Raw genomic sequence first — 19,070 nt, forward strand, 5'->3', positions numbered from 1 at the left:
CGTGTGTGATCGCCGTCAGCTGTGTCCCGTGACCGTCACAGCACGGCACCGGCGCCGACGGGGCCGGTGGACGGGAAGGCGAACGAGAAGGGGTCCAGGCGTCCGTGACGCCTGGACCCGTGCCTCACGCGGCGAGCCGGACCGCGTGCCTCATGCGGCCAGGGCGTGACCAGGGTGCAGGACCACCTTGGTATAGCCCTCGATCCGCTTGTCGAACTTCTCGTACGCCTGCGGCGCCTGGTCCAGCGGCAGCTCGTGGGAGACCACGAAGCTGGGCTTGGCCCGCCCGGCGATGATCATGTCGCGCAGCTGGCGGTTGTACCGCTTGACGTTGCACTGACCGGTGCCCATCTGCTGGCCCTTCTCGAACATCCGGCCGATGGAGACCAGCAGCTGGCCGTGCTTGGCGTGCTCGTCGGGGCCGCCGGGGTCCGAGGGCACGTACAGACCCGGTACGCCGAGCATGCCCGTCGGCCGTACCGTCTCGACCAACTCGTTGAGGACGATGGCGGGTTCCTCGTGGCTGGCGTCGTGGCTCTGGGCCTGGTAGCCGACGGCGTCGACGCCCTTGTCGGTGCCCTCACCTCCGGTCTGTTCCTTGATCTGCTCCGCCGGGTCGCCCTTGGTGAAGTCGATGGGGATGGCTCCCATCTCCTCCGCCTTGGCCAGCCGCTCGGGCACCCGGTCGACGGAGAAGACCTTCGCCGCGCCGCGCAGCAGTGCCGAGTACGCGGCCATCAGGCCCACCGGTCCGGCGCCGTAGACGGCCACGGACTCACCGGGGGACACCAGGGCGAGTTCGCAACCGTGATAGCCGGTCGGGAAGATGTCGGCGAGCAGCACGAAGTCCGTCTCGAACTCCTCGCCCGGAGGCAGTTTCAGGCAGTTGAAGTCGGCGTACGGCACCCGCAGCCGCTCGGCCTGGCCGCCGATGAACGGCCCCATCGCCACATAGCCGTAGGCCCCGCCGGCGAATCCGGGGTTGACCGTCAGGCAGAAGCCGGTCTTCCCGACGAGACAGTTCTTGCAGAATCCGCAGGCGACGTTGAACGGCATCACGACGCGGTCGCCCTGGGACAGGGAGGTCACGCCGTCGCCGACCTCCTCGATGATGCCCAGGTTCTCGTGTCCGAAGACGATGCCCGCCGGGGCCGCCGTGCGTCCCTCGTACATGTGCAGGTCCGAGCCGCATATGGCGGTCGACGTGACCCGTACGAGGACATCGTTGGGGTGCTGGATCTGAGGGTCCTGGACCTCCTTCACCGTCACGCTGAAAGGCTCTTCGTAGACGACGGCTTTCACGTCTGTCACCTCCGCGTCGAGCGTCACCCCCTCTTCCAGGGAACGCCCGTCCGGAAGGGGTTGCAAGCCACGTCGAGAACGATCGATGTATCGAGCATCGAAATCGCGGACGCGAACGAATCCGAAAACCATTCGACGCCGGACGTGCCGTCGGCGATGATCGACGGCATGTTCCGGTACGCCTTCCTCGTCGCCGCATCCGCCGTCGCGGATGCTCCGAAGGCTGCCGTCCCGCACCTCGTGGCCGCCGTCGACGGCGCCCGAAGCTGACCCTCTCCGGATCGTCCGGCGGACCCCGCAGGGGGAGGGTCGGCCGGTTCCCGGGGTCCCGCGTCTTCCGTCACGGCTGAGAGGCTTCGAGGTACAGCCATGTCCAAAACGGCCTACGTGCGCACCAAGCCGCACCTGAACATCGGCACCATGGGTCACGTCGACCACGGCAAGACGACCCTGACCGCCGCCATCACCAAGGTCCTCGCCGAGCGCGGCACCGGCACCTTCGTACCGTTCGACCGCATCGACCGCGCCCCGGAGGAGGCCGCCCGCGGCATCACCATCAACATCGCCCACGTCGAGTACGAGACCGACACCCGGCACTACGCCCACGTCGACATGCCGGGCCACGCCGACTACGTCAAGAACATGGTCACCGGCGCCGCCCAGCTCGACGGTGCCGTCCTGGTCGTCTCCGCGCTCGACGGGATCATGCCGCAGACCGCCGAACACGTCCTGCTCGCCCGGCAGGTCGGCGTCGACCACATCGTGGTCGCGCTGAACAAGGCCGACGCGGGGGACGAGGAGCTGACCGACCTGGTCGAGCTGGAGGTCCGCGACCTGCTCACCACCCAGGGGTACCCGGGCGACGCCGTCCCCGTCGTCCGCGTCTCCGGGCTGAGGGCACTGGAGGGCGACCCGCGCTGGACGGCGTCCATCGAGGCGCTGCTCGACGCGGTGGACACCTACGTGCCGGTGCCGGAGCGGTACCTGGACGCGCCGTTCCTGCTGCCGGTCGAGAACGTGCTGACCATCACCGGGCGGGGCACGGTCGTGACCGGCGCCGTGGAGCGCGGGACCCTCCGGCTGGGCGACCGGGTGGCCGTGCTGGGCGCGGACACCGACACCGTGGTCACCGGGATCGAGACCTTCGGCAAGCCGATGGAGGAGGCGCAGGCCGGCGACAACGTGGCGCTGCTGCTGCGCGGGGTGCCCCGGGACGCCGTCCGGCGCGGACACGTGGTCGCGGCGCCGGGCAGTGTGGTGCCGAGCCGGCGGTTCTCGGCGCGGGTGTACGTGCTGTCCGCGCGCGAGGGGGGCCGTACGACGCCGGTCGTCAGCGGCTACCGGCCGCAGTTCTACATCAGGACGGCGGACGTCGTGGGCTCCGTGGACCTCGGCGAGGTGGCCGTGGCCCGGCCCGGGGACACGGTCGGGATGAGCGTCGAGCTGGGACGGGAGGTGCCGTTGGAGCCGGGGCTCGGCTTCGCGATCCGTGAGGGCGGGCGGACCGTGGGAGCGGGGACCGTCGTCGCCGTGGGGTGAAGGGACGGGGACGCGGACACCGACAATGGAGAAGTGAACGCATCGATACCCGTCACCCGCACCACCGACCACGGCACCGCGAAGCTGATGCCCGACGTCGACCGTGAGCGGGCCTGGCTGCTCACGGTCGACGGGGCACCGCAGTCGTACGTCGATCTCGACGAACCGGAGTACCTGGAGTTCGAGTACGCGCGGCGGCTGGGATACGTCCTGGACGCCGTCGCCGAGGCCGGGCGGGCGGTGGACGCGGTGCACCTGGGCGGGGGTGCGCTCACGCTGCCGAGGTACCTCGCAGCCACCCGCCCCGGTTCCCGCCAGGACGTCGTCGAGGCCGACCGGGGGCTGCTGGAGCTGATCACCGAGCGGCTGCCGCTGCCGGACGGCTCGGGCATCGCGCTGCACGCCGCCGATGCCCGGGCCTGGCTGGAGGGCGCGCCGGACGACCACGCCGATGTGCTGGTCGCCGACGTGTTCGGCGGGTCCCGGGTGCCGGCGCACCTGACCACGCTCGCCTACGTCCGTGAGGCCGAGCGGGTGCTGCGGCCCGGCGGGGTGTATCTGGCCAACCTGGCGGACGCGGCGCCGTTCGCGTTCCTCCGGTCCCAACTGGCCACGCTGGCGGCCGTTTTCGAGGAGCTGGCGCTGATCGCGGAGCCGGGCGTGCTGCGCGGGCGGCGGTTCGGGAACGCGGTGGTCGTGGCCTCGCACCGGCCGCTGGACACCGCCACGCCGGCCCGGCGCGCCGCGGCGGACGCCTTTCCGGCGCGGGTCGAACACGGGGCGGCGGTCCGGGAGTTCATCGGTGCGGCGCGGCCGGTCGAGGACATCGACGCCGTACCGTCACCCGAGCCCCCCGACGGGGCGTTCGGCATCGGCTGACGGCGCCGGGGAGCCGGCGACCGGGTGCATGCGGCGGGTGAGGTCCCGGACGTCCGGGACCAGCAGCACCAGGGCGGTCACCAGGACCACCAGGCCGGCACACCCCCACAGGGCGGCCGGGCGGCCGACGGCGGCCTCGGCCGGGCCGGCCAGGGCCGTGGCGAGCGGCATGAGGGAGACCGAGCCGAACCAGTCGTAGGCCGAGACCCGGGAGAGCTTGTCCTCGGGGATCTCCTGGTGCAGCGCGGTCATCCAGGAGACGCCGAACACCTCCACCGTCGTACCCGCGACGAACATCACCCCGTACAGCACGCCCGCCGGCACCGGCACGGCCAGCGCGGCCCCCGGCAGGGCCAGCGGGAAGACGCACAGCGTGCCGGCGAGCAGCAGACGGCGGGGCTTCCAGCGGGTCATCAGCAGGGCCCCGGCCACCGTCCCCGCACCGAAGGCGGCCAGGGCCAGGCCCCACGGGCCCGCGCCGCCCAGGCTGTCCCGGGCGACGAGGGGGCCGTAGACCGCGTCGGCCGCGCCGACCACCGCGTTGGCGATCGAGAACTGCACGACGATGGCCCACAGCCAGGGCCGGCCGGTGAACTCCCGCCAGCCCTCGCGGAGATCGGCCAGCATGCCCCCGCCCGGCGCGCGCGGCGGGATGTGGCCGACGTCGAGGAAGGAGCGCAGTGCGGCGGCGACGGCGAAGGCCGCCGCGTCGAGGGCGAGCACCCAGCCGGGACCGACGGCCGCGACCAGGGCGCCGCCCAGTGCCGCGCCGCCGAGGGCCGCGCCCTGGGTGGCCATGCGGAAGACGGCGAACGCCCGGCCCGCCTGTTCGCCCTCGACGGAGGACATCAGCATGCCCTCCGCGGCGGGGCCGAAGAACGCCTGACCGGTGCCGCCGAGCGCGGTGAGCAGCATCATCTGCCACAGCCGGGGCTCACCGGCGAGGACGAGGGCCGCGAACGCCGCCTGGGAGAGGCAGTTGAGCGTGTTGGCGGCGACCATCACCCGGTGCCGGGGGAGCCGGTCCGCGACCGCGCCGCCGATGAGCAGGAAGACCACCAGCGGCAGGGTGCGGGAGGCGGCGACCAGGCCGACGTCCCCGCCGTCGCCGCCCGACTCCAGCACGGCGAACGCGGCGGCGATCAGCGAGCCGTTCGCACCGAGGCTCGTCACGATGGCCGCCGCGGTCAGCAGGGAGTAGTTGCGCCCCGCCCAGGCGGGTCCACGGGGGCGGGCGGGGGAGCCGGAGGTCTGGGTCACCGGCCGACTATCCCCGCCCCGCTTCCGCTGTGCCAAGTGGTTTCGCGGACGTCGTGGGCGGGTCGCCGACGCCGTGGTGGTCAGTCCACGATCGGGTCGCCGTGCAGCCGCACCGTGCTGAGGATCTTGTTCATCGTCGCGTCGGGCACTTCGTCCTCGACGCCCTTCGCGCCGTAGAACGTCCACGAGACGAAGCTGCCCGTGGAGTTCTTGAAGGCGAAGGTGGTGGCCTTGCCGTCGGTGTCGCACTTGTTCTTCTTCGGCACGCCGACGACGTACGACGTCGCGACGCTGCCCTGCACACCCGAGGCCGTGGTGAAGGGCTTCGCCTTGCCGATCCGCAGGTACTTCTTGGCGGCCTCCGACTGGTCGGTGTAGCCGCCGAAGGCGAAGGTGGCCGAATCGCCGCGGGCGATGCTCGCGGTGTCCTTGGCGCCGTTCTCGCCCTTCGTGCCGCCGGCCGCGAGCGCGTGCGACTCCTTGGTGCCGCTGTCGTCGGAGGTGCAGTAGTCCGGCTTCAGGAGCGTGGCGCCGGAGAAGCCGATGTACGCGGAGCCGTCGCCCTTCGTCTCGTCCTCGAAGAAGGAGAAGACGCCGGGCCGCTCGACCTCCCAGTCGGCGGGCACGTCGAAGGCCGTGCCGTACTTGGGGTTGACCACGACCTTCCAGCCCGCCACGGTCGGCTTCTCGCTCTCGTCGCCGCGCGGGTCGCCGGTCGCGGACGCCGTGGGCGAGGCGGGCTCGGTGCCCGTCGGCGACGGGCTCGTGTGCTGTCCGCCCTTGCCGTCGGCCGCCTCGTCGTCCTTCGAACCGCCCAGCACCAGATAGCCGGTCACGGCGGCGGTGACGACGACCGCCGTGGCCGCGACGATCGCGACGAGCTTGGTGCGACCGCCACCGCCCTGCGGGGGCTGGGGCACGGGTGCGCCGGGGGGCTGCCCCGGCTGTCCCCACTGCGGCTGCTGACCGTACGGGCCGCCCTGCGCCTGCTGACCGTAGGGGCCGGCCTGCGGGTACTGCTGGTAGCCGGGCTGCTGGTACGGGTTCGGCTGCTGGTAACCAGGCTGCTGATACGGGTTGTTCTGCTGGTCGTTCTGCGGGTTGGGCGCGCCCCCTGGCGGCTGCTGATCTGGCCACATGGCCAGTAACCCTAGTGGCTTCCCTGGTCAGGCCCGGCTACTCGTGAGTAACATGACGCCCATGAGCGCAGACCAGATGTCGATCGGCGACATGCTCGCCGCCACCGTGCCCATGGCCCGGACCCTCAACCTGGAGTTCCTTCAGACCGCGCCCGACAAGGCCGTGGTCTCCCTGCCGGACCAGAGCGCCTACCACAACCACGTGGGCGGCCCGCACGCCGGCGCGATGTTCACCCTCGGGGAGTCGGCCAGCGGTGCCATCGTGCTGGCCGCCTTCGGGGACCAGCTCTCGCGCGCCGTGCCGCTCGCCGTGCGGGCCGACATCGCCTACAAGAAGCTGGCCATGGGCGTCGTCACCGCGACCGCGACGCTGGGCCGCCCGGCCGCCGAGGTCGTCGCCGAACTGGACGCCGGGCAGCGCCCCGAGTTCCCGGTGTCGGTCGAGATCCGGCGCGCGGACGGCGCCGTGACCGGCGAGATGACCGTCGTGTGGACCCTGCGCCCGAGCGACCCGCAGAAGTGAGCACCGCGCCCCCGCGGAAGGTGGCGCGGTAGGCGCTGGGCCAGGTGCCGGGCGCCGCGCGGACGTGCTGCCGCGGACGGGCGCGGGCCTCTTGGGAAGCGGGTCTCTCGACAGACGCCGCTCAGTCGAGACAGAACTCGTCGCCCTCGATGTCCCGCATGCCGATGCACGCGTCGGTGGCGTCGTACAGGAGTCGCTCGCGTACCGCGCCGAGCGCGACCAGTCGTGCGCCCTCCGCCTCGAGCGCGGCCAGGCGCTCCTCACCCACGAGCCCGGTACCGACCCGCACGTCGAGATGCACCCGGTTCTTGACGACCTTGCCCTCGGGGACGCGCTGGAAGAACAGGCAGGGGGCGAAGGCGGACGGCATCGACGTCCAGGCGTGAACGTGACGGGTCGGCGAAGCAGAGGTGGGTGCTGGAAGCGGGCGCGGTGGCGCGTTCCGGCGCCGGACCGAAGGGGGGAGGTGCCGGACCGAAGGGGGAGGTTGCCGACGCACTCACCTCACCGGTCACGGACACCGCCACCGGCACCGCCACCGGCACCGGCGGGGCCGTGCCGGCGGCCCTCCGGAGGATGCTCGGCTGACAGGCGGCCGGCGCGCCGGCGAGGCGGGCGCCGGGGGAGGACTCCTCACCGGGTGCCCCTGCCGCCCGTCCAGGTGGTGCCGGGCAGGCTCAAGGGCGCCTCGTGCAACGCCCGAGTGGGTGGCAGAGCCGGGCTCGTCGGGCCGCCGGTGCCGGTCATGGTGCGCTCGGCACGCGCACGCTCGACGGGGCCCCGCCCACGCCCGAGTCGGGTGCGTGGGCGGGAAGGCCGGTTCACAGCACCTTCGCCCGGATCAGTGCCGACAGCACCAACGCCCCGGGCAGCAGCGGCACCCAGTCCGACAGCACCCGGTACCCGATCACCGTGGCCGTCGCCACCGCGGGTCCCGCGCCGAACGTGACCAGCGTCCACACCAGCGCCGCGTCGACCGCCAGCCCGCCCGGCGCCGGCACCGCCCCGACGGCCGTGCCCGCCGCCAGATGGGCCAGCACCACCTGCTCCCACGGCAGCCCCAGCCCGAGCGAGGCCCCGACACAGGCCAGCGAGCCCGCCTGCACCAGCGGCATCGCGACCGCCCCGCCCCACAGGGCGAGCACCCGGCGGGGACGGGAGTGCACCGCGCGCACGTCGGCCAGGGCGGAGCGCAGCAGCCCGGTCACCGGCCGACGTAACGGCCGTACGACCGTCAGCAGCACCCCCGCCACCGCGACCGCCCCGCCCGCGACGGCTGCGAGCGGCACCAGCAGCCGACCGTCCGGGACCAGGTCCCCGAGGCGCCGCCAGGCCGGTGACACCGCCAGGAACACCAGCAGGACCAGCGTCTTCGCCGTGGACCTGGCCAGTGAGTACAGCCCGATCGACGCGGTCGCCCGCTCCAGCGGCACCCCCCGCCCGCGCAGGAAGCGCAGGGTGACCGCGTGGGCACCGAGCCCGGCGGGGAGCGCGTGATTGGCGGCGCCGGCGGCGAACTGCGAGGCCAGCAGCAGCCCCGGCGGCAGCCGGTCGGTCAGGGCGCCCTGCCGGGCACAGGAGGCGGCCACCCAGGTCAGACAGGTGAAACCGGCTCCGGCCAGCAGCCACCCCGGGTCGGCCGCGACCAGCCGCCGCACCCCCTCGTACACCACGGGCCGGTTGGCCACGGCCCAGCCGGCGGCGAGCAGCAGGGGCGCCAGGCACAGGGCCAGCCGTACCGGCCGGGCGGACATGCGGGACGCCGGCCGGGCCGTGGCCGTGGTCCCGGGACACGCCCCGGTGACCGACGGGGCCGGTGCGGCGCACTCGGGGCGGGCAGCCGCGCCCGGGGGCAGCGAGCCGGACGGGGACAGTGAGGGCACGGGGACGTCGTCCTTCCGCGGCGGGCCCCACGGGGGCCTGGGGGGAGGCGGGCCGGGCGGAACCGCGGAGAGCCTTCCCCTCCCGCGTGACACCGGGATGGCCGGAAACGTAAGGGGCGGGGGCGGGACGGTGCCGCGGGCCGGGCGCGGGCAAGCGGCCGTTCACCGCCGACCAGGTAGCCTTCCCTTGGGGCGCGCTTTACATGCGGCGACCCGACGGGCAGGGACAGCGACAGGGGAGGACCGGCGGTGCACGTCCAGGAATGGCTCGACTCGGTGCCGGCGGTCGCCGTGTACGCCGTGGTGGCTCTGGTGATCGGTCTGGAGAGCCTGGGCATCCCGCTGCCGGGGGAGATCATCCTGGTCTCGGCGGCGCTGCTGTCCTCCCAGCACTCGGATCTCAACCCGGTCGTCCTCGGTGCCTGCGCGACCGCGGGCGCGGTGATCGGCGACTCCATCGGCTACGCCATCGGCCGCAAGGGCGGACGCCCGCTGCTGGCGTGGCTCGGGAAGAAGTTCCCACGCCACTTCAGCGCGGGCCATGTGGCCACCGCCGAGCGGTCCTTCGAGAAGTGGGGCATGTGGGCGGTCTTCTTCGGCCGCTTCGTCGCTCTGCTGCGCATCTTCGCCGGCCCCCTCGCGGGCGTCCTGCACATGCCGTACTGGAAGTTCCTCATCGCCAACGTCCTCGGCGGCATCTGCTGGGCCGGCGGCACGACGGCCGTCATCTACTACGTGGGCATCGTCGCCGAGGACTGGCTGAAGCGCTTCTCGTACGTGGGCCTGGGAGTGGCGGTGCTGATCGGCCTGGCCTCCATGCTGATCCTCAGGCGCAAGGCGAAGAAGGCCCAGGCGGACCAGCGAGAAGCGGAACCGGTGGGCGCCGGGGAGTGAAGCACCCGGCACCCACCGCCGCGGGCGTTCCTACTGGTGCACGTCCTTGTGCGCCTTGCCCAACTCCGCGTAGAGGGTGCCGTTGAGGGTGACCCCCTCCCGCTCCTCCTCGGAGAGGGGCCGCTTCACCTTCGCCGGCACCCCCGCCACCAGCGAGCCGGCCGGCACCACCATCCCCTGCGGCACCAGCGCCTGGGCCGCGACCAGCGATCCCGCGCCGATCACCGCGCCGTTGAGCACGGTCGCCCCCATCCCGATGAGGCAGTCGTCCTCGACGGTCGCCCCGTGCACCACCGCGTTGTGCCCGATGGACACCCGCTCCCCGATGGTGACGGGGAACCCGGCATCGGAGTGCAGGGTGACGTTGTCCTGCACATTGGCCTGCGCCCCCACGGTGATCCTCTCGACGTCGCCGCGCAGCACGGCCCCGTACCAGACACTGGCCTCCGGGTGCAGGACGACGTCCCCGATCACGGACGCCGTGGGCGCCACGAACGCCTCCGGATCGACCTGCGGTTCCTTGCCCCCGATGCCCACGATCAGCGCCTTGTGCGTCATCACCGTCTCCTTGTGTCAGCCGTACACGGCACCGTACGGCACCCGGTGGGGCAAAGATCACAGCAGCCCGCCCTCTGCGCCGGAAGCAACCGGTGAGTAACGTGACCCCGTGCCGAAGCGCAAGAACACGTTCTCGTCCTGGCGACAGGGCCTCGCCCAGCGAGCCGTTCACGCGGCCTGGTCCTGGATGCAGCGCAACGGGTCCGTCACGGCCGAGCGCCCCGCGGGCTTCCGTTTCGGCTCCATCGGCGAGGCCACCCGGCTGGCCTTCCCGCTCGGCACGGTCTTCGGCGAACCCTGGATCCGGCTCGGCTCCCACTGCATCATCGGCGAGCAGGTCACCCTCACCGCCGGCCTGATGCCCGACCTGGACCTCGGTCCCGAGCCGATCCTGCGCATCGGGGACGGCGTGGTCCTCGGCCGCGGCAGCCATGTCATCGCGGACACCACGGTCACCATCGGCAGCGACTGCTACTTCGGCCCGTACGTCTACGTCACCTCCACCAACCACTCCTACGACGACCCGCACGAGCCCATCGGCAGGCAGTGGCCGCGGATGGAGCCGGTCGAGATCGGCCCGGGCTGCTGGATCGGCACGGGCGCGATGATCCTGCCGGGCGCGCGGATCGGCCGGAACGTGGTCGTGGCGGCCGGCGCGGTGGTGCGGGGCACGGTGCCCGACCACGCGGTGGTGGCGGGCGCGCCCGCCAGGGTCGTACGGCGCTGGACGCCCGACGAGGGCTGGCAGCCGCCGTTGCGGACCCCCGCGCCGGTGCCGATCCCGGACGGTATGACGCCGGGGCAGCTGCGGGCGCTCGCGGATCTGGACGAGGACGCGGTGGCCCGGCTCGCCGCGCTGGAGCCCGAGGGCTGACGCGGGCCGGGTCAGCCGGTCGCGAGCAGCAGTGTGCCCAGCAGGGCCAGGCCCGCTCCCGCCGCCTGGATCGCGCGCAGCCGCTCGCTGAGGAAGCCGCGCGCGGCCAGCGCGGTCACCACCGGATACAGCGAGGCGAGCACGGCCGCGACGGTGACCGGGCCGCTGCGGGCGGCCACGGCGTACGTGCCGTTGGCCGCCACGTCGGCGAGTCCGACGAAGGCCAGCGCGGGCAGCGAGGCCCAGGGGAAGCCGCCCTCCGGGAGGGCGGCGCCGCCGCGCCGGACCGAGACGGCGAGCGCGGCCCCGCCCACCGCGACATTGGTCAGCCGCTGCGCGAACAGGGCGAGGAACAGGCCCGTGACATTGGTCGAGGCCTCCGTGATCAAGGTGAAGACCGTGCCGAAGCCGAGCGCCGCGACCAGCGTGAGCAGGATCGCGCGCCGCTGCACGGCCGCGCCCCGCAGCTGCGGGCCGCCGGCCAGGACGACCCCGGTGACGGCGACCGCGATGCCCGCGACCTGGAGCAGCCCCGGCCGCTCGCCCAGGGCGAGGCCGACCCCGAGGGGGACCGCGACGCTGAGGGTGGCGAGGGGGGAGACGACGCCCATGGGGCCGAGGGCGAGGGCCTGGTAGAAGGAGAGCAGGGCCACCGGTCCGACCAGGCCCGCCGCGAACGCGAACCACAGCCGGGGTCCGGCCTCGCCCCAGCCGCCCGTGGCGAGCACGATCGCGCCCAGGACGGCCGCCGCGATGGCCTGCGAGACCACCACGACCGTGAGCGCCGGGATGCGTCGGGTCAGCAGTCCGCCGCCGAAGTCGGCCAGCCCCCACAGCAGGCTGGTGGTCAGGGCGAAGAATGCTGTCACGGCCGGCCTCGCAGTACAGTGCGGTGAACGATCAGGTGCACCTCACCGTAATGCAGTTCATTGAACTGAGTCATCAATTATATTGAACTTCCCGGATATTGGACCCAACGTGTCGGACCTCGACCTGCTGACCCAGTCCCTGGCGCGCAACGTCAAACGGTGGCGCACCGAACGCGGCTTCACCCTGGACACGCTCGCCGCCCGCGCGGGGGTCAGCCGCGGCATGCTCATCCAGATCGAGCAGGCCCGGACGAACCCCAGCATCGGAACCGTCGTCAAGATCGGCGACGCGCTCGGCGTCAGCGTCACCACGCTGCTCGACTACGAACAGGGCCCCAAGGTCCGTATCGTCCCCGCCGACCAGGCCGTACGGCTGTGGCACACCGAGGCCGGCAGCTACAACCGCCTGCTGGCGGGAACGGAAGCGCCCGGCCCGCTGGAGATGTGGGACTGGCGGCTGATGCCCGGCGAGCAGAGCCCGTCCGACCCGCATCCGGCGGGCACCGTGGAACTCGTCCACGTCACCGCCGGTGAACTGACCCTCACCGTCGACGGGGTGAAGCACCTGGTCCCCGCCGGGGCGAGCGCCACGTTCGAGGCGAGTACGCCGCACACGTACGGCAACGAGGGTGCGGAACCCATGGAGATGGTGATGGCCGTCTCGGTGCCGCCGGTGCGCTGAACCGTGCCGGAAGGGGCTGCTAGCGTGCGGCCATGCGCGCACCCATCGGAGACTTCGACACCGCCGTTCCGGCGCCGCACCGCCTGGACGAACTGACCGCCCCCGTCGCCGACGCCGTACGCGACTGGCAGGGTGCGGTCCCGGCCGACCGGATCCTGTACGTCGACACCGAGCCGCAGTGGGCCGACACGGCCGTCTTCGTGGAGCACTACGGCCGGGACCTGCTGGAGCGGTCGGCGAACTGTGTCGTCGTCGCGGGCAAGCGGGCCGGCGAGACCACGCTGGCCGCCTGTGTGGTGCTCTCCACCACCCGGGCCGACGTCAACGGGGTCGTCCGGCGCCAACTGGGCGCCCGCAAGGCCTCGTTCGCCTCGATGGAGACGGCGACCGGCGAGACCGGCATGGAGTACGGCGGCATCACCCCGCTCGGCCTGCCCACGGGCTGGCCGGTCCTGCTGGACTCGGCCGTCGTCGACCTGCCCTACGTCCTGGTGGGCAGCGGCCGTCGCCGCGGCAAGCTCCTGGTCCCCGGCAAGGCCCTGGCCGAGCTGCCCGGCGCGGTGGTGCTGGACGGCCTGGGCATCGCCTGACCGCTCGGCCGGCCCGTCGCTCGGCCCCCCCCCGCCGGCGCGGCTCACGTCGTCGCGTGGTGGGCCAGTGCCAGGTGCGGGTCCGCCTCTCCGGGGATCGGCGCCGGGTCGGCGTGGACCAGGGCGGCCGTCAGGCGGGGTACCGCGTGGAGCAGGGCGTGTTCGGTCTCGACGGCGATCGCGTGGGCCTGGCGCAGTGTCGCCTCGCCGTCCACCACCACCGTGAGCTCGGCCCGCAGCCGGTGACCGATCCAGCGCAGGCGCAGTTCGCCCACCGCACGCACCCCCGGTACCCGGCGCACCGCGTGCTCGGCCCGGTCCACCAGCGCCGGGTCGACGGCGTCCAGCACCCGCCGGAACACCTCCCGCGCCGCGTCCCGCAGCACCAGCACGATCGCGGCCGTGATCGCCAGCCCCACGAGCGGGTCGGCCAGGTGCCACCCCAGCGCCGACCCGCCGGCGCCCAGCAGCACGGCCAGCGAGGTGAAACCGTCGGTACGCGCGTGCAGCCCGTCGGCGACGAGCGCGGCCGAGCCGATCTCCCGGCCCACCCGGATCCGGTACCGGGCCACCCACTCGTTGCCGGCGAAGCCGAGCAGCGCGGCCAGCGCGACCGCCGGCACCTGCGCGACCGGGCGCGGGTCGAGCAGCCTGCCGACGGCCGCCCACGCGGCGAACGCCGCCGACGCGGCGATGGTCAGCACGATCACCAGCCCCGCGAGGTCCTCGGCACGGCCGTACCCGTAGGTGAACCGGCGGGTCGCCGCCCGGCGGCCCAGCACGAAGGCGATGCCGAGGGGTACGGCGGTCAGCGCGTCGGCCGCGTTGTGCACCGTGTCCCCGAGCAGCGCCACCGATCCGGACACGGCCACCACGGCCGCCTGGGCCAGCGCGGTCGCCCCCAGCACGGCCAGCGAGACCCACAGCGCGCGCATGCCGCGCGCCGAGGACTCCAGCGCCGGATCCAGTTTCCCGGCGGTCTCGTGGGAGTGCGGGGTGAGGAGATGGCGCAGGCGATGGCGCAGGCCGGGGGTGCCGTGCGCATGCCCGTGCGGGCCGTGCTCGTGCGGGCCGTGCTCATGAGGGTGCCGGTCGCTCACGTCGATCCCCTTCCGGTGGGCGGGAGTGGACGCACGGCGCCCACGGAGCCATTATGTGCGTATGAGCGCACGCATGCACCTGTCACCTGCGCACCATGCGCACGAGCGCAGCCCGGGCGAGGAGCAGTTCGCGCTCGCCGCCGAACTCCTCGCCCTGCTCGGCGACCGCACCCGGCTCGCCCTGCTGCACACCCTCGCGGCCGGCGAGGCCGACGTCGGCACGCTCACCGAGGCGTGCGGCGCCGCCCGGCCGGCCGTCAGCCAGCACCTGGCCCGGCTGCGGCTGGCCGGAGTGGTGGACACCCGCAAGGAGGGCCGCCGGGTGATCTACTCACTGCGCCACGGACACCTGCGGCGCCTGGTGGAGGAGGCTCTCAGGACGGCCGACCACCGCCTCGCCGAACGGGGCGGCGGGGCGGCGCGCTGACCGGATCAGCACGCGCCGGCCGTCCCGAGGTACTGCTCGGCGAAGGCCGCCGCCGCGACCGGTGAGGTGAATATCCGGCGCAGCCGGGCCGGCGTGGTGCCGGCGCGGTAGGGGTCGCCGGAGGAGGTGCCGTGGTAGATCTCGGACAGCCACTCGGCGAACACACCGTAGGCCAGCGGCGCTCCCGCGTACATCAGCACGCTCGCCGAGGTGATGAAGCCGACCAGCGTCTGCCAGCTCGGGAACGGCAGGAAGCAGATCACGCCGGTGACGAACGAGACGATCAGGCCGAACCACGGCACGCCGCGCTTGTCGGTCCGCGTGAACAGCTTCGGCGCGTAGCCGTTCTTCGCGAGGCCGTACGACACCCGGGAGGTGGCCGTCGTGTAGATCAGCCCCGTGCCGCCGGGCGAGATCACCGCGTCGATGTACAGCACCACGCTCAGCCAGCCCAGGCCGACCACGGTGGCCAGGCCCGCCCACGGGCCGCTGATGCCGGGGAAGTCCAGGTGGGCCCAGCCGTGCGCGAAGGAGGTGTGCGGCAGGGCGGCGATGAAGACGATCTGGAGCAGGATGTAGATGGCGGCGCCGATCGCGACCGAGCCGAGGGTCGCGCGCGGCAGGTCCCGCTGCGGGTTGCGGCTCTCACCGGCCAGCTGGATCGCCTGCTCGAAGCCCAGCAGGGCGAAGATGATGCCGCTGTCGCTGATGGCGCTGAGCACGCCCTTGGCGCCGAACGGCGCGAAGCCCTCGGAGGTGAAGTTGCCGGGGTGGAAGTTGCCGATCGCGATGATGAAGATCGCCGCGAGCGGGACGGCGATCTTCCACCAGGTGGCGGCGCTGTTGGTGTGCGCGAGGGCGCGGACGCCGAAGAAGTTGACGCCGACGAAGACCAGCATGAGGACCACGGCCACGGCGAGGCCGCTCGGGGTCAGCGTCTGGTCGTGGTGCTGGAGGCCGTCGGCCCAGTGCCAGTGCTTGGCGTAGCCGATCATGGCCTCGACCTCGATCGGGGCCACCGTCGCCGCCTGGAGCCAGGAGAACCAGCCGAAGGACATGCCGGCCAGACCGCCGAACGCGTAGTGCGGGTAGCGGGCCGTGCCGCCCGCCACCGGGAACATGCCGCCGAGCTCGGCGTGCACCAGTGCGAGCAGCACGATCGCCACCGTGCCGATCAGCCACGAGATGATCGCGGCCGGGCCCGCCGCGACGACCGCCTTCTCGGCGCCGAAGAGCCAGCCGGATCCGATGATGGAGCCCACCGAGGCCCACATCAGACCGATGAGCCCGGGCGGGATTGACGAGCAAGGAGGCCACAGATTAGGGACGATTTCCGCGCCGACAGAAGACTGATAACCAAGTTTTGACTCGGGATCTCCGCTGTCTTGGTCGAGTCTTCGCACAGGTCAGCGCGGTACGGGAATGTCAATATTCAGTGCCGAATTGTGAGAAGAAGGTGAGACAGGCTAGTTCAGGCGGGGAATTTCGATCGCCGGGCACCGGTCCATCACCATCTCCGCACCCGCCGCCCGGGTCCGCTCGTAGGCGCCCTCGTCGACGACCCCCAGCTGGAACCACACCGCCCGCGCGGCCTTGGCCACGGCCTCGTCCGCCACCGCGCCCGCCAGGTCGCTGTTGACGAAGACGTCGACCACGTCCACGTCGAAGGGGATGTCCGCGAGGGAGGCGTAGCCCTGCTCCCCGTGCACCGTCTCGGCCTTGGGGTGCACCGGCACGATCCGCTTGCCGAACTGCTGGAGCACCCGCGCCACCCGGTAGGCGGGCCGGTTCTGGTTCGAGGACAGGCCGACCACCGCCCAGGTGTCGCCCAGCTCGGTCAGGATCCTGCGGATCGTCGCTTCGTCGCCGTACATCGGCCGCCTCCTCGGGCTGCGGGGAACTGTGCGTCGGGGCAACATCGCCGCGACGGGTGCGGATTCCCGCCCTACCCCGCCACGCTGTCCGGAATCGGCGCAAGCCGCTGCATACGGCCGCCCGCCCGCCTACGCTCGCCCCGTGCTGCGCATTCTCGACACCCGAACCGGTGAGCCCGTCCCCGCCGCGCCCGCCCGCCGCGGGCTGACCCGCATCGAGGCCCACGCCTCCGGCCTCGACCCGACGGCCCTGCGGGTGCTGCTCACCGCGGACCTGCTGGTACGGGCGCTGGAACTGGGCGGCACCCCCGTCTGGACGATCCTCACGGCCCCACGCGACCAGCCGGAACTCCGCACAGCCGCCACCCACCTCGCCATCCGCCCCTTCGAGGACGACCGCGACGTCGCTTCCGGCTTGGGCGAGGCCCAGGTGATCCACGTCGCACGATGGCCTACGACGGGCGGGCGGGAGGTGGCGCCGGAGGAGCGGGGCGAGGGGCCGTTGGCCGCGGTCGCCCCGGTGGAGTGGGCCGGGTCGCAGCCGTCGCTTCCGGCCCTGCTCGCCGACCCCGCCGCGCTGCGGCTCGCCCTGCTCTGCGTCCCCCGGCACCAGCCCGCGCGGCTGGACGGCAGCGCCCTGGACCGGGCCGCCGGGCAGCTCGCGGACTGGCGGCGGGCCGTGGCCGGATGGGCGCGGCACCCCTCACGACCGGTGCCGGAACCGGTGCGCGGACGGTTGCGGGCCGCCTGGGAGGACGATCTCGACCTGCCGGGGGTGCTGGACGTGCTGCGGGACGTGGCGTGCGCCCCGGACCTCACCGACGGCGCCCGCTTCGAGACGTACGCCTACGCCGACCGCCTGCTCGCCCTCGACCTCGCGCGCGACCTCGGGACCCCCGCGTGAACGCGCCGACCGGTGCTGTCGCGGCGGGCCGGGCCCGGGTGGCCTGGGGGTGTCGGGGGGCGCGGTGGGTTGCCGGTGCCGCGTGGTGTCGGGAGGCTCGCGTGAACGCGTCTGCGGGTGCGGGTGCGGGTGCGAGGGTGGTCGCTCGTGCGCTGTCGTGTCCGGAGGCCCGCGTGAACTCCGCGGCGGCTGCGGGTCGGCTGCGGCGGCGGGCCGAGTCGGGGTGGTCCGGGGGGCCCGGGGGCCGCGGTGGGTCGGTTTGTGCCCCGTGGCGTCGGGAGCTCCGCGTGAACGCGTCGGCGGGTGCGGGTCGGCTGCGGCGGCGGGCCGAGTCGGGGTGGTCCGGGGGGCCCGGGGGCCGCGGTGGGTCGGTTTGTGCCCCGTGGCGTCGGGAGCTCCGCGTGAACGCGTCGGCGGGTGCGGGTCGGCTGCGGCGGCGGGCCGGGTCCGGGTGGCCTCGGGGTGCCGGGGGCCGCGGTGGGTCGCCGGTGCCGCGTGGTGTCGGGAGGCTCGCGTGAACGCCCCGGCGGGTGCCGGTCCGCTGCGGCGGCTGGTGGTGTTGCGGCATGCGAAGTCCGCGTGGCCCGAGGGGGTCGAGGACCACCGCAGGCCGCTCGCTCCGCGGGGGCTGCGGGACGCTCCGGCCGCCGGGCGCGCCCTCGCCGCCGGCACGCTCCCCGACCTCGCCCTGTGCTCCACCGCCGTACGCGCCCGCCAGACCTGGGAGCTGGCCTCCGGCGAGTGGGCCACGCCGCCGCCGGTGCGCTACGACCGGCGGCTGTACGCGGCCGGCGTACCCGAGTTGCTGGAAGTCGTGCGCGAGGCGCCGCCGGAGGTCCGGACGCTGCTGCTGATCGGCCACAACCCCGGCCTGGAGGAGCTGGTCCTGACACTGGCCGCGGACGGCCTCGACGACTCCCTGGACCGGGTACGGGCGAAGTTCCCGACCAGCGCCATCGCCGTGCTCGCCTGGCACGGCACCGACTGGCCGGCCCTCGCCCCCGGCGTGGCCCTGCTCACCTCGTTCACGGTCCCGCGCGGGAGGAAGAAGCGCTGACCGGGGGCGTCCCGGCGCTCGCATAGGCTGGCGGGATGCAGGACGAGTACCGCACAGTCGCCCGCGCGGGCGTGCACGAGACCGAGATCAACCGCTCCCGCTTCCTGTGCGCCCTCGCCCCGGCCGCCACCGAGCAGGAGGCCCAGGACTTCATCGCCGCCGTGCGCAAGGAGCACGCCGACGCCACCCACAACTGCTGGGCGTACGTCATCGGCGCCGACGCCTCCGTACAGAAGGCCAGCGACGACGGCGAACCGGGCGGCACCGCCGGCGTGCCCATGCTCCAGATGCTGCTGCGCCGCGACATGCGGTACGTGGTGGCCGTCGTCACCCGCTACTACGGCGGCGTGAAGCTCGGCGCCGGCGGACTCATCCGCGCCTACGGCGGCTCGGTCGGCGAGGCCCTGGACGCGCTCGGCACGATCACCCGGCGCCGCTTCCGGCTGGCCACCGTGACCGTCGACCACCAGCGCGCGGGCAAGGTCCAGAACGACCTGCGCGCCACCGGACGCGAGGTGCGGGACGTCCGCTATGGCGAGGCCGTCACCATCGAGATCGGTCTGCCGGACGCCGACGTGGACGCCTTCCGCGCCTGGCTCGCCGATGTGACGGCGGGCACGGCCGGCTTCGAACTCGGCGGCGAAGCCTACGGAGACGCCTGACAATGGGAGTGAATCGGGCATAACGGGCCTGCGTTGCGAGGGTCGTGACGGGCT

21 protein-coding genes and 1 pseudogene are annotated in these 19,070 nt (G+C 73.4%); 12 read left to right on the top strand and 10 right to left on the bottom strand.

Annotated features, from left to right (window positions below):
* Nucleotides 1-150 precede the first annotated feature (150 nt).
* Nucleotides 151-1,302, bottom strand: a complete 1,152-nt coding sequence (locus IE294_RS25335) for a glutathione-independent formaldehyde dehydrogenase (protein WP_189890003.1) — start codon at nucleotides 1,300-1,302, stop codon at nucleotides 151-153.
* Here IE294_RS25335 and IE294_RS25340 point away from each other — a divergent pair.
* The 3 genes from IE294_RS25340 to IE294_RS25350 all read left to right on the top strand — a co-directional run bounded on the left by IE294_RS25340 (nucleotide 1,231) and on the right by IE294_RS25350 (nucleotide 3,720).
* Entirely contained in the window at nucleotides 1,231-1,572 is a 342-nt protein-coding gene (locus IE294_RS25340) for a hypothetical protein (RefSeq protein WP_189890019.1), read from the top strand. The genes IE294_RS25335 and IE294_RS25340 overlap by 72 nt on opposite strands.
* A gap of 99 nt (nucleotides 1,573-1,671) precedes the next feature.
* The gene (gene tuf, locus IE294_RS25345) at nucleotides 1,672-2,841 is read left to right on the top strand and encodes an elongation factor Tu (protein ID WP_189889814.1); all 1,170 of its coding nucleotides are present in this window, start codon (nucleotides 1,672-1,674) and stop codon (nucleotides 2,839-2,841) included.
* Nucleotides 2,842-2,874: 33 nt separating this feature from the next.
* Nucleotides 2,875-3,720 carry a spermidine synthase gene (locus tag IE294_RS25350; protein ID WP_189889815.1) on the top strand — a complete coding sequence of 282 codons (846 nt, stop codon included), beginning with the start codon at nucleotides 2,875-2,877 and terminating at the stop codon, nucleotides 3,718-3,720.
* Here the strand turns inward: IE294_RS25350 and IE294_RS25355 are convergent.
* Nucleotides 3,682-4,980: an MFS transporter gene (locus tag IE294_RS25355; RefSeq protein ID WP_189889816.1), complete on the bottom strand. Its 1,299-nt coding sequence runs from the start codon at nucleotides 4,978-4,980 to the stop codon at nucleotides 3,682-3,684. The two genes, IE294_RS25350 and IE294_RS25355, sit on opposite strands and share 39 nt — an antisense overlap.
* An 80-nt stretch (nucleotides 4,981-5,060) precedes the next feature.
* Nucleotides 5,061-6,119, bottom strand: a complete 1,059-nt coding sequence (locus IE294_RS25360) for a DUF8017 domain-containing protein (protein WP_189889817.1) — start codon at nucleotides 6,117-6,119, stop codon at nucleotides 5,061-5,063.
* A 52-nt stretch (nucleotides 6,120-6,171) separates the two neighbouring features.
* On the opposite strand from IE294_RS25360, the gene IE294_RS25365 reads away from it, so the two are divergent.
* Nucleotides 6,172-6,642, top strand: coding sequence for a DUF4442 domain-containing protein (locus IE294_RS25365; protein WP_229917339.1), 471 nt, complete (start codon nucleotides 6,172-6,174; stop codon nucleotides 6,640-6,642).
* Between the two features lie 121 nt (nucleotides 6,643-6,763).
* Here the strand turns inward: IE294_RS25365 and IE294_RS49760 are convergent, their stop codons facing one another.
* Nucleotides 6,764-7,141 (bottom strand): VOC family protein, encoded by a 378-nt coding sequence (locus IE294_RS49760; protein WP_373315849.1) that lies wholly within the window; start codon nucleotides 7,139-7,141, stop codon nucleotides 6,764-6,766.
* 322 nt (nucleotides 7,142-7,463) lie between these two features.
* A complete protein-coding gene (locus tag IE294_RS25375) occupies nucleotides 7,464-8,525 on the bottom strand; it encodes a lysylphosphatidylglycerol synthase transmembrane domain-containing protein (RefSeq protein WP_189889819.1) in 1,062 nt (353 codons plus the stop codon).
* Nucleotides 8,526-8,774: 249 nt separating this feature from the next.
* On the opposite strand from IE294_RS25375, the gene IE294_RS25380 reads away from it, so the two are divergent.
* Nucleotides 8,775-9,419 carry a DedA family protein gene (locus tag IE294_RS25380; RefSeq protein ID WP_189889820.1) on the top strand — a complete coding sequence of 215 codons (645 nt, stop codon included), beginning with the start codon at nucleotides 8,775-8,777 and terminating at the stop codon, nucleotides 9,417-9,419.
* 30 nt (nucleotides 9,420-9,449) lie between these two features.
* Here IE294_RS25380 and IE294_RS25385 read toward each other — a convergent pair whose 3' ends face one another.
* On the bottom strand, nucleotides 9,450-9,977 hold the full coding sequence (locus tag IE294_RS25385; RefSeq protein WP_189817325.1) for a gamma carbonic anhydrase family protein: 528 nt from the start codon (nucleotides 9,975-9,977) through the stop codon (nucleotides 9,450-9,452).
* A 109-nt stretch (nucleotides 9,978-10,086) separates the two neighbouring features.
* Here IE294_RS25385 and IE294_RS25390 point away from each other — a divergent pair, with 109 nt between their 5' ends.
* Nucleotides 10,087-10,851, top strand: coding sequence for an acyltransferase (locus IE294_RS25390; protein WP_189889821.1), 765 nt, complete (start codon nucleotides 10,087-10,089; stop codon nucleotides 10,849-10,851).
* 11 nt (nucleotides 10,852-10,862) lie between these two features.
* Here the strand turns inward: IE294_RS25390 and IE294_RS25395 are convergent, their stop codons facing one another.
* Entirely contained in the window at nucleotides 10,863-11,720 is an 858-nt protein-coding gene (locus tag IE294_RS25395; RefSeq protein WP_189889822.1) for a DMT family transporter, read from the bottom strand.
* Between the two features lie 109 nt (nucleotides 11,721-11,829).
* Here IE294_RS25395 and IE294_RS25400 point away from each other — a divergent pair, with 109 nt between their 5' ends.
* The gene (locus tag IE294_RS25400) at nucleotides 11,830-12,402 is read left to right on the top strand and encodes a helix-turn-helix domain-containing protein (RefSeq protein WP_189889824.1); all 573 of its coding nucleotides are present in this window, start codon (nucleotides 11,830-11,832) and stop codon (nucleotides 12,400-12,402) included.
* 32 nt (nucleotides 12,403-12,434) lie between these two features.
* Nucleotides 12,435-12,992, top strand: a complete 558-nt coding sequence (locus IE294_RS25405; protein WP_189889826.1) for a YbaK/EbsC family protein — start codon at nucleotides 12,435-12,437, stop codon at nucleotides 12,990-12,992.
* Between the two features lie 44 nt (nucleotides 12,993-13,036).
* Here the strand turns inward: IE294_RS25405 and IE294_RS25410 are convergent, their stop codons facing one another.
* The gene (locus tag IE294_RS25410; protein ID WP_189889828.1) at nucleotides 13,037-14,092 is read right to left on the bottom strand and encodes a cation diffusion facilitator family transporter; all 1,056 of its coding nucleotides are present in this window, start codon (nucleotides 14,090-14,092) and stop codon (nucleotides 13,037-13,039) included.
* Nucleotides 14,093-14,153: 61 nt separating this feature from the next.
* On the opposite strand from IE294_RS25410, the gene IE294_RS25415 reads away from it, so the two are divergent.
* Nucleotides 14,154-14,519, top strand: coding sequence for an ArsR/SmtB family transcription factor (locus tag IE294_RS25415; RefSeq protein ID WP_229917340.1), 366 nt, complete (start codon nucleotides 14,154-14,156; stop codon nucleotides 14,517-14,519).
* Nucleotides 14,520-14,665: 146 nt separating this feature from the next.
* On the opposite strand, the pseudogene IE294_RS25420 reads toward IE294_RS25415, so the two are convergent.
* Nucleotides 14,666-15,793: pseudogene (locus IE294_RS25420) on the bottom strand (APC family permease); the annotation flags it as partial.
* Between the two features lie 192 nt (nucleotides 15,794-15,985).
* On the bottom strand, nucleotides 15,986-16,393 hold the full coding sequence (locus tag IE294_RS25425) for a CoA-binding protein (protein WP_189889830.1): 408 nt from the start codon (nucleotides 16,391-16,393) through the stop codon (nucleotides 15,986-15,988).
* A 142-nt stretch (nucleotides 16,394-16,535) separates the two neighbouring features.
* On the opposite strand from IE294_RS25425, the gene IE294_RS25430 reads away from it, so the two are divergent.
* From IE294_RS25430 to IE294_RS25440, 3 genes are all read left to right on the top strand, one after another.
* Nucleotides 16,536-17,297: a hypothetical protein gene (locus IE294_RS25430; RefSeq protein WP_189889832.1), complete on the top strand. Its 762-nt coding sequence runs from the start codon at nucleotides 16,536-16,538 to the stop codon at nucleotides 17,295-17,297.
* A 514-nt stretch (nucleotides 17,298-17,811) separates the two neighbouring features.
* A complete protein-coding gene (locus IE294_RS25435; RefSeq protein ID WP_189889834.1) occupies nucleotides 17,812-18,354 on the top strand; it encodes a SixA phosphatase family protein in 543 nt (180 codons plus the stop codon).
* A gap of 35 nt (nucleotides 18,355-18,389) precedes the next feature.
* The gene (locus tag IE294_RS25440) at nucleotides 18,390-19,016 is read left to right on the top strand and encodes a YigZ family protein (protein WP_014671339.1); all 627 of its coding nucleotides are present in this window, start codon (nucleotides 18,390-18,392) and stop codon (nucleotides 19,014-19,016) included.
* Nucleotides 19,017-19,070: the final 54 nt, after the last annotated feature.

This window comes from Streptomyces canarius, assembly GCF_014650735.1.
Classification (GTDB): Bacteria; Actinomycetota; Actinomycetes; order Streptomycetales; family Streptomycetaceae; genus Streptomyces; species Streptomyces olivaceoviridis.

Excerpts from the sequence above, each read along its gene's own strand:
- tuf (WP_189889814.1), top strand. The coding sequence starts at position 1,672 with ATGTCCAAAACGGCCTACGTGCGCACCAAGCCGCACCTGAACATCGGC.
- IE294_RS25360 (WP_189889817.1), bottom strand. The coding sequence starts at position 6,119 with ATGTGGCCAGATCAGCAGCCGCCAGGGGGCGCGCCCAACCCGCAGAAC.
- IE294_RS25365 (WP_229917339.1), top strand. The coding sequence starts at position 6,172 with ATGACGCCCATGAGCGCAGACCAGATGTCGATCGGCGACATGCTCGCC.
- IE294_RS25385 (WP_189817325.1), bottom strand. The coding sequence starts at position 9,977 with ATGACGCACAAGGCGCTGATCGTGGGCATCGGGGGCAAGGAACCGCAG.
- IE294_RS25405 (WP_189889826.1), top strand. The coding sequence starts at position 12,435 with ATGCGCGCACCCATCGGAGACTTCGACACCGCCGTTCCGGCGCCGCAC.
- IE294_RS25415 (WP_229917340.1), top strand. The coding sequence starts at position 14,154 with ATGAGCGCACGCATGCACCTGTCACCTGCGCACCATGCGCACGAGCGC.
- IE294_RS25425 (WP_189889830.1), bottom strand. The coding sequence starts at position 16,393 with ATGTACGGCGACGAAGCGACGATCCGCAGGATCCTGACCGAGCTGGGC.
- IE294_RS25440 (WP_014671339.1), top strand. The coding sequence starts at position 18,390 with ATGCAGGACGAGTACCGCACAGTCGCCCGCGCGGGCGTGCACGAGACC.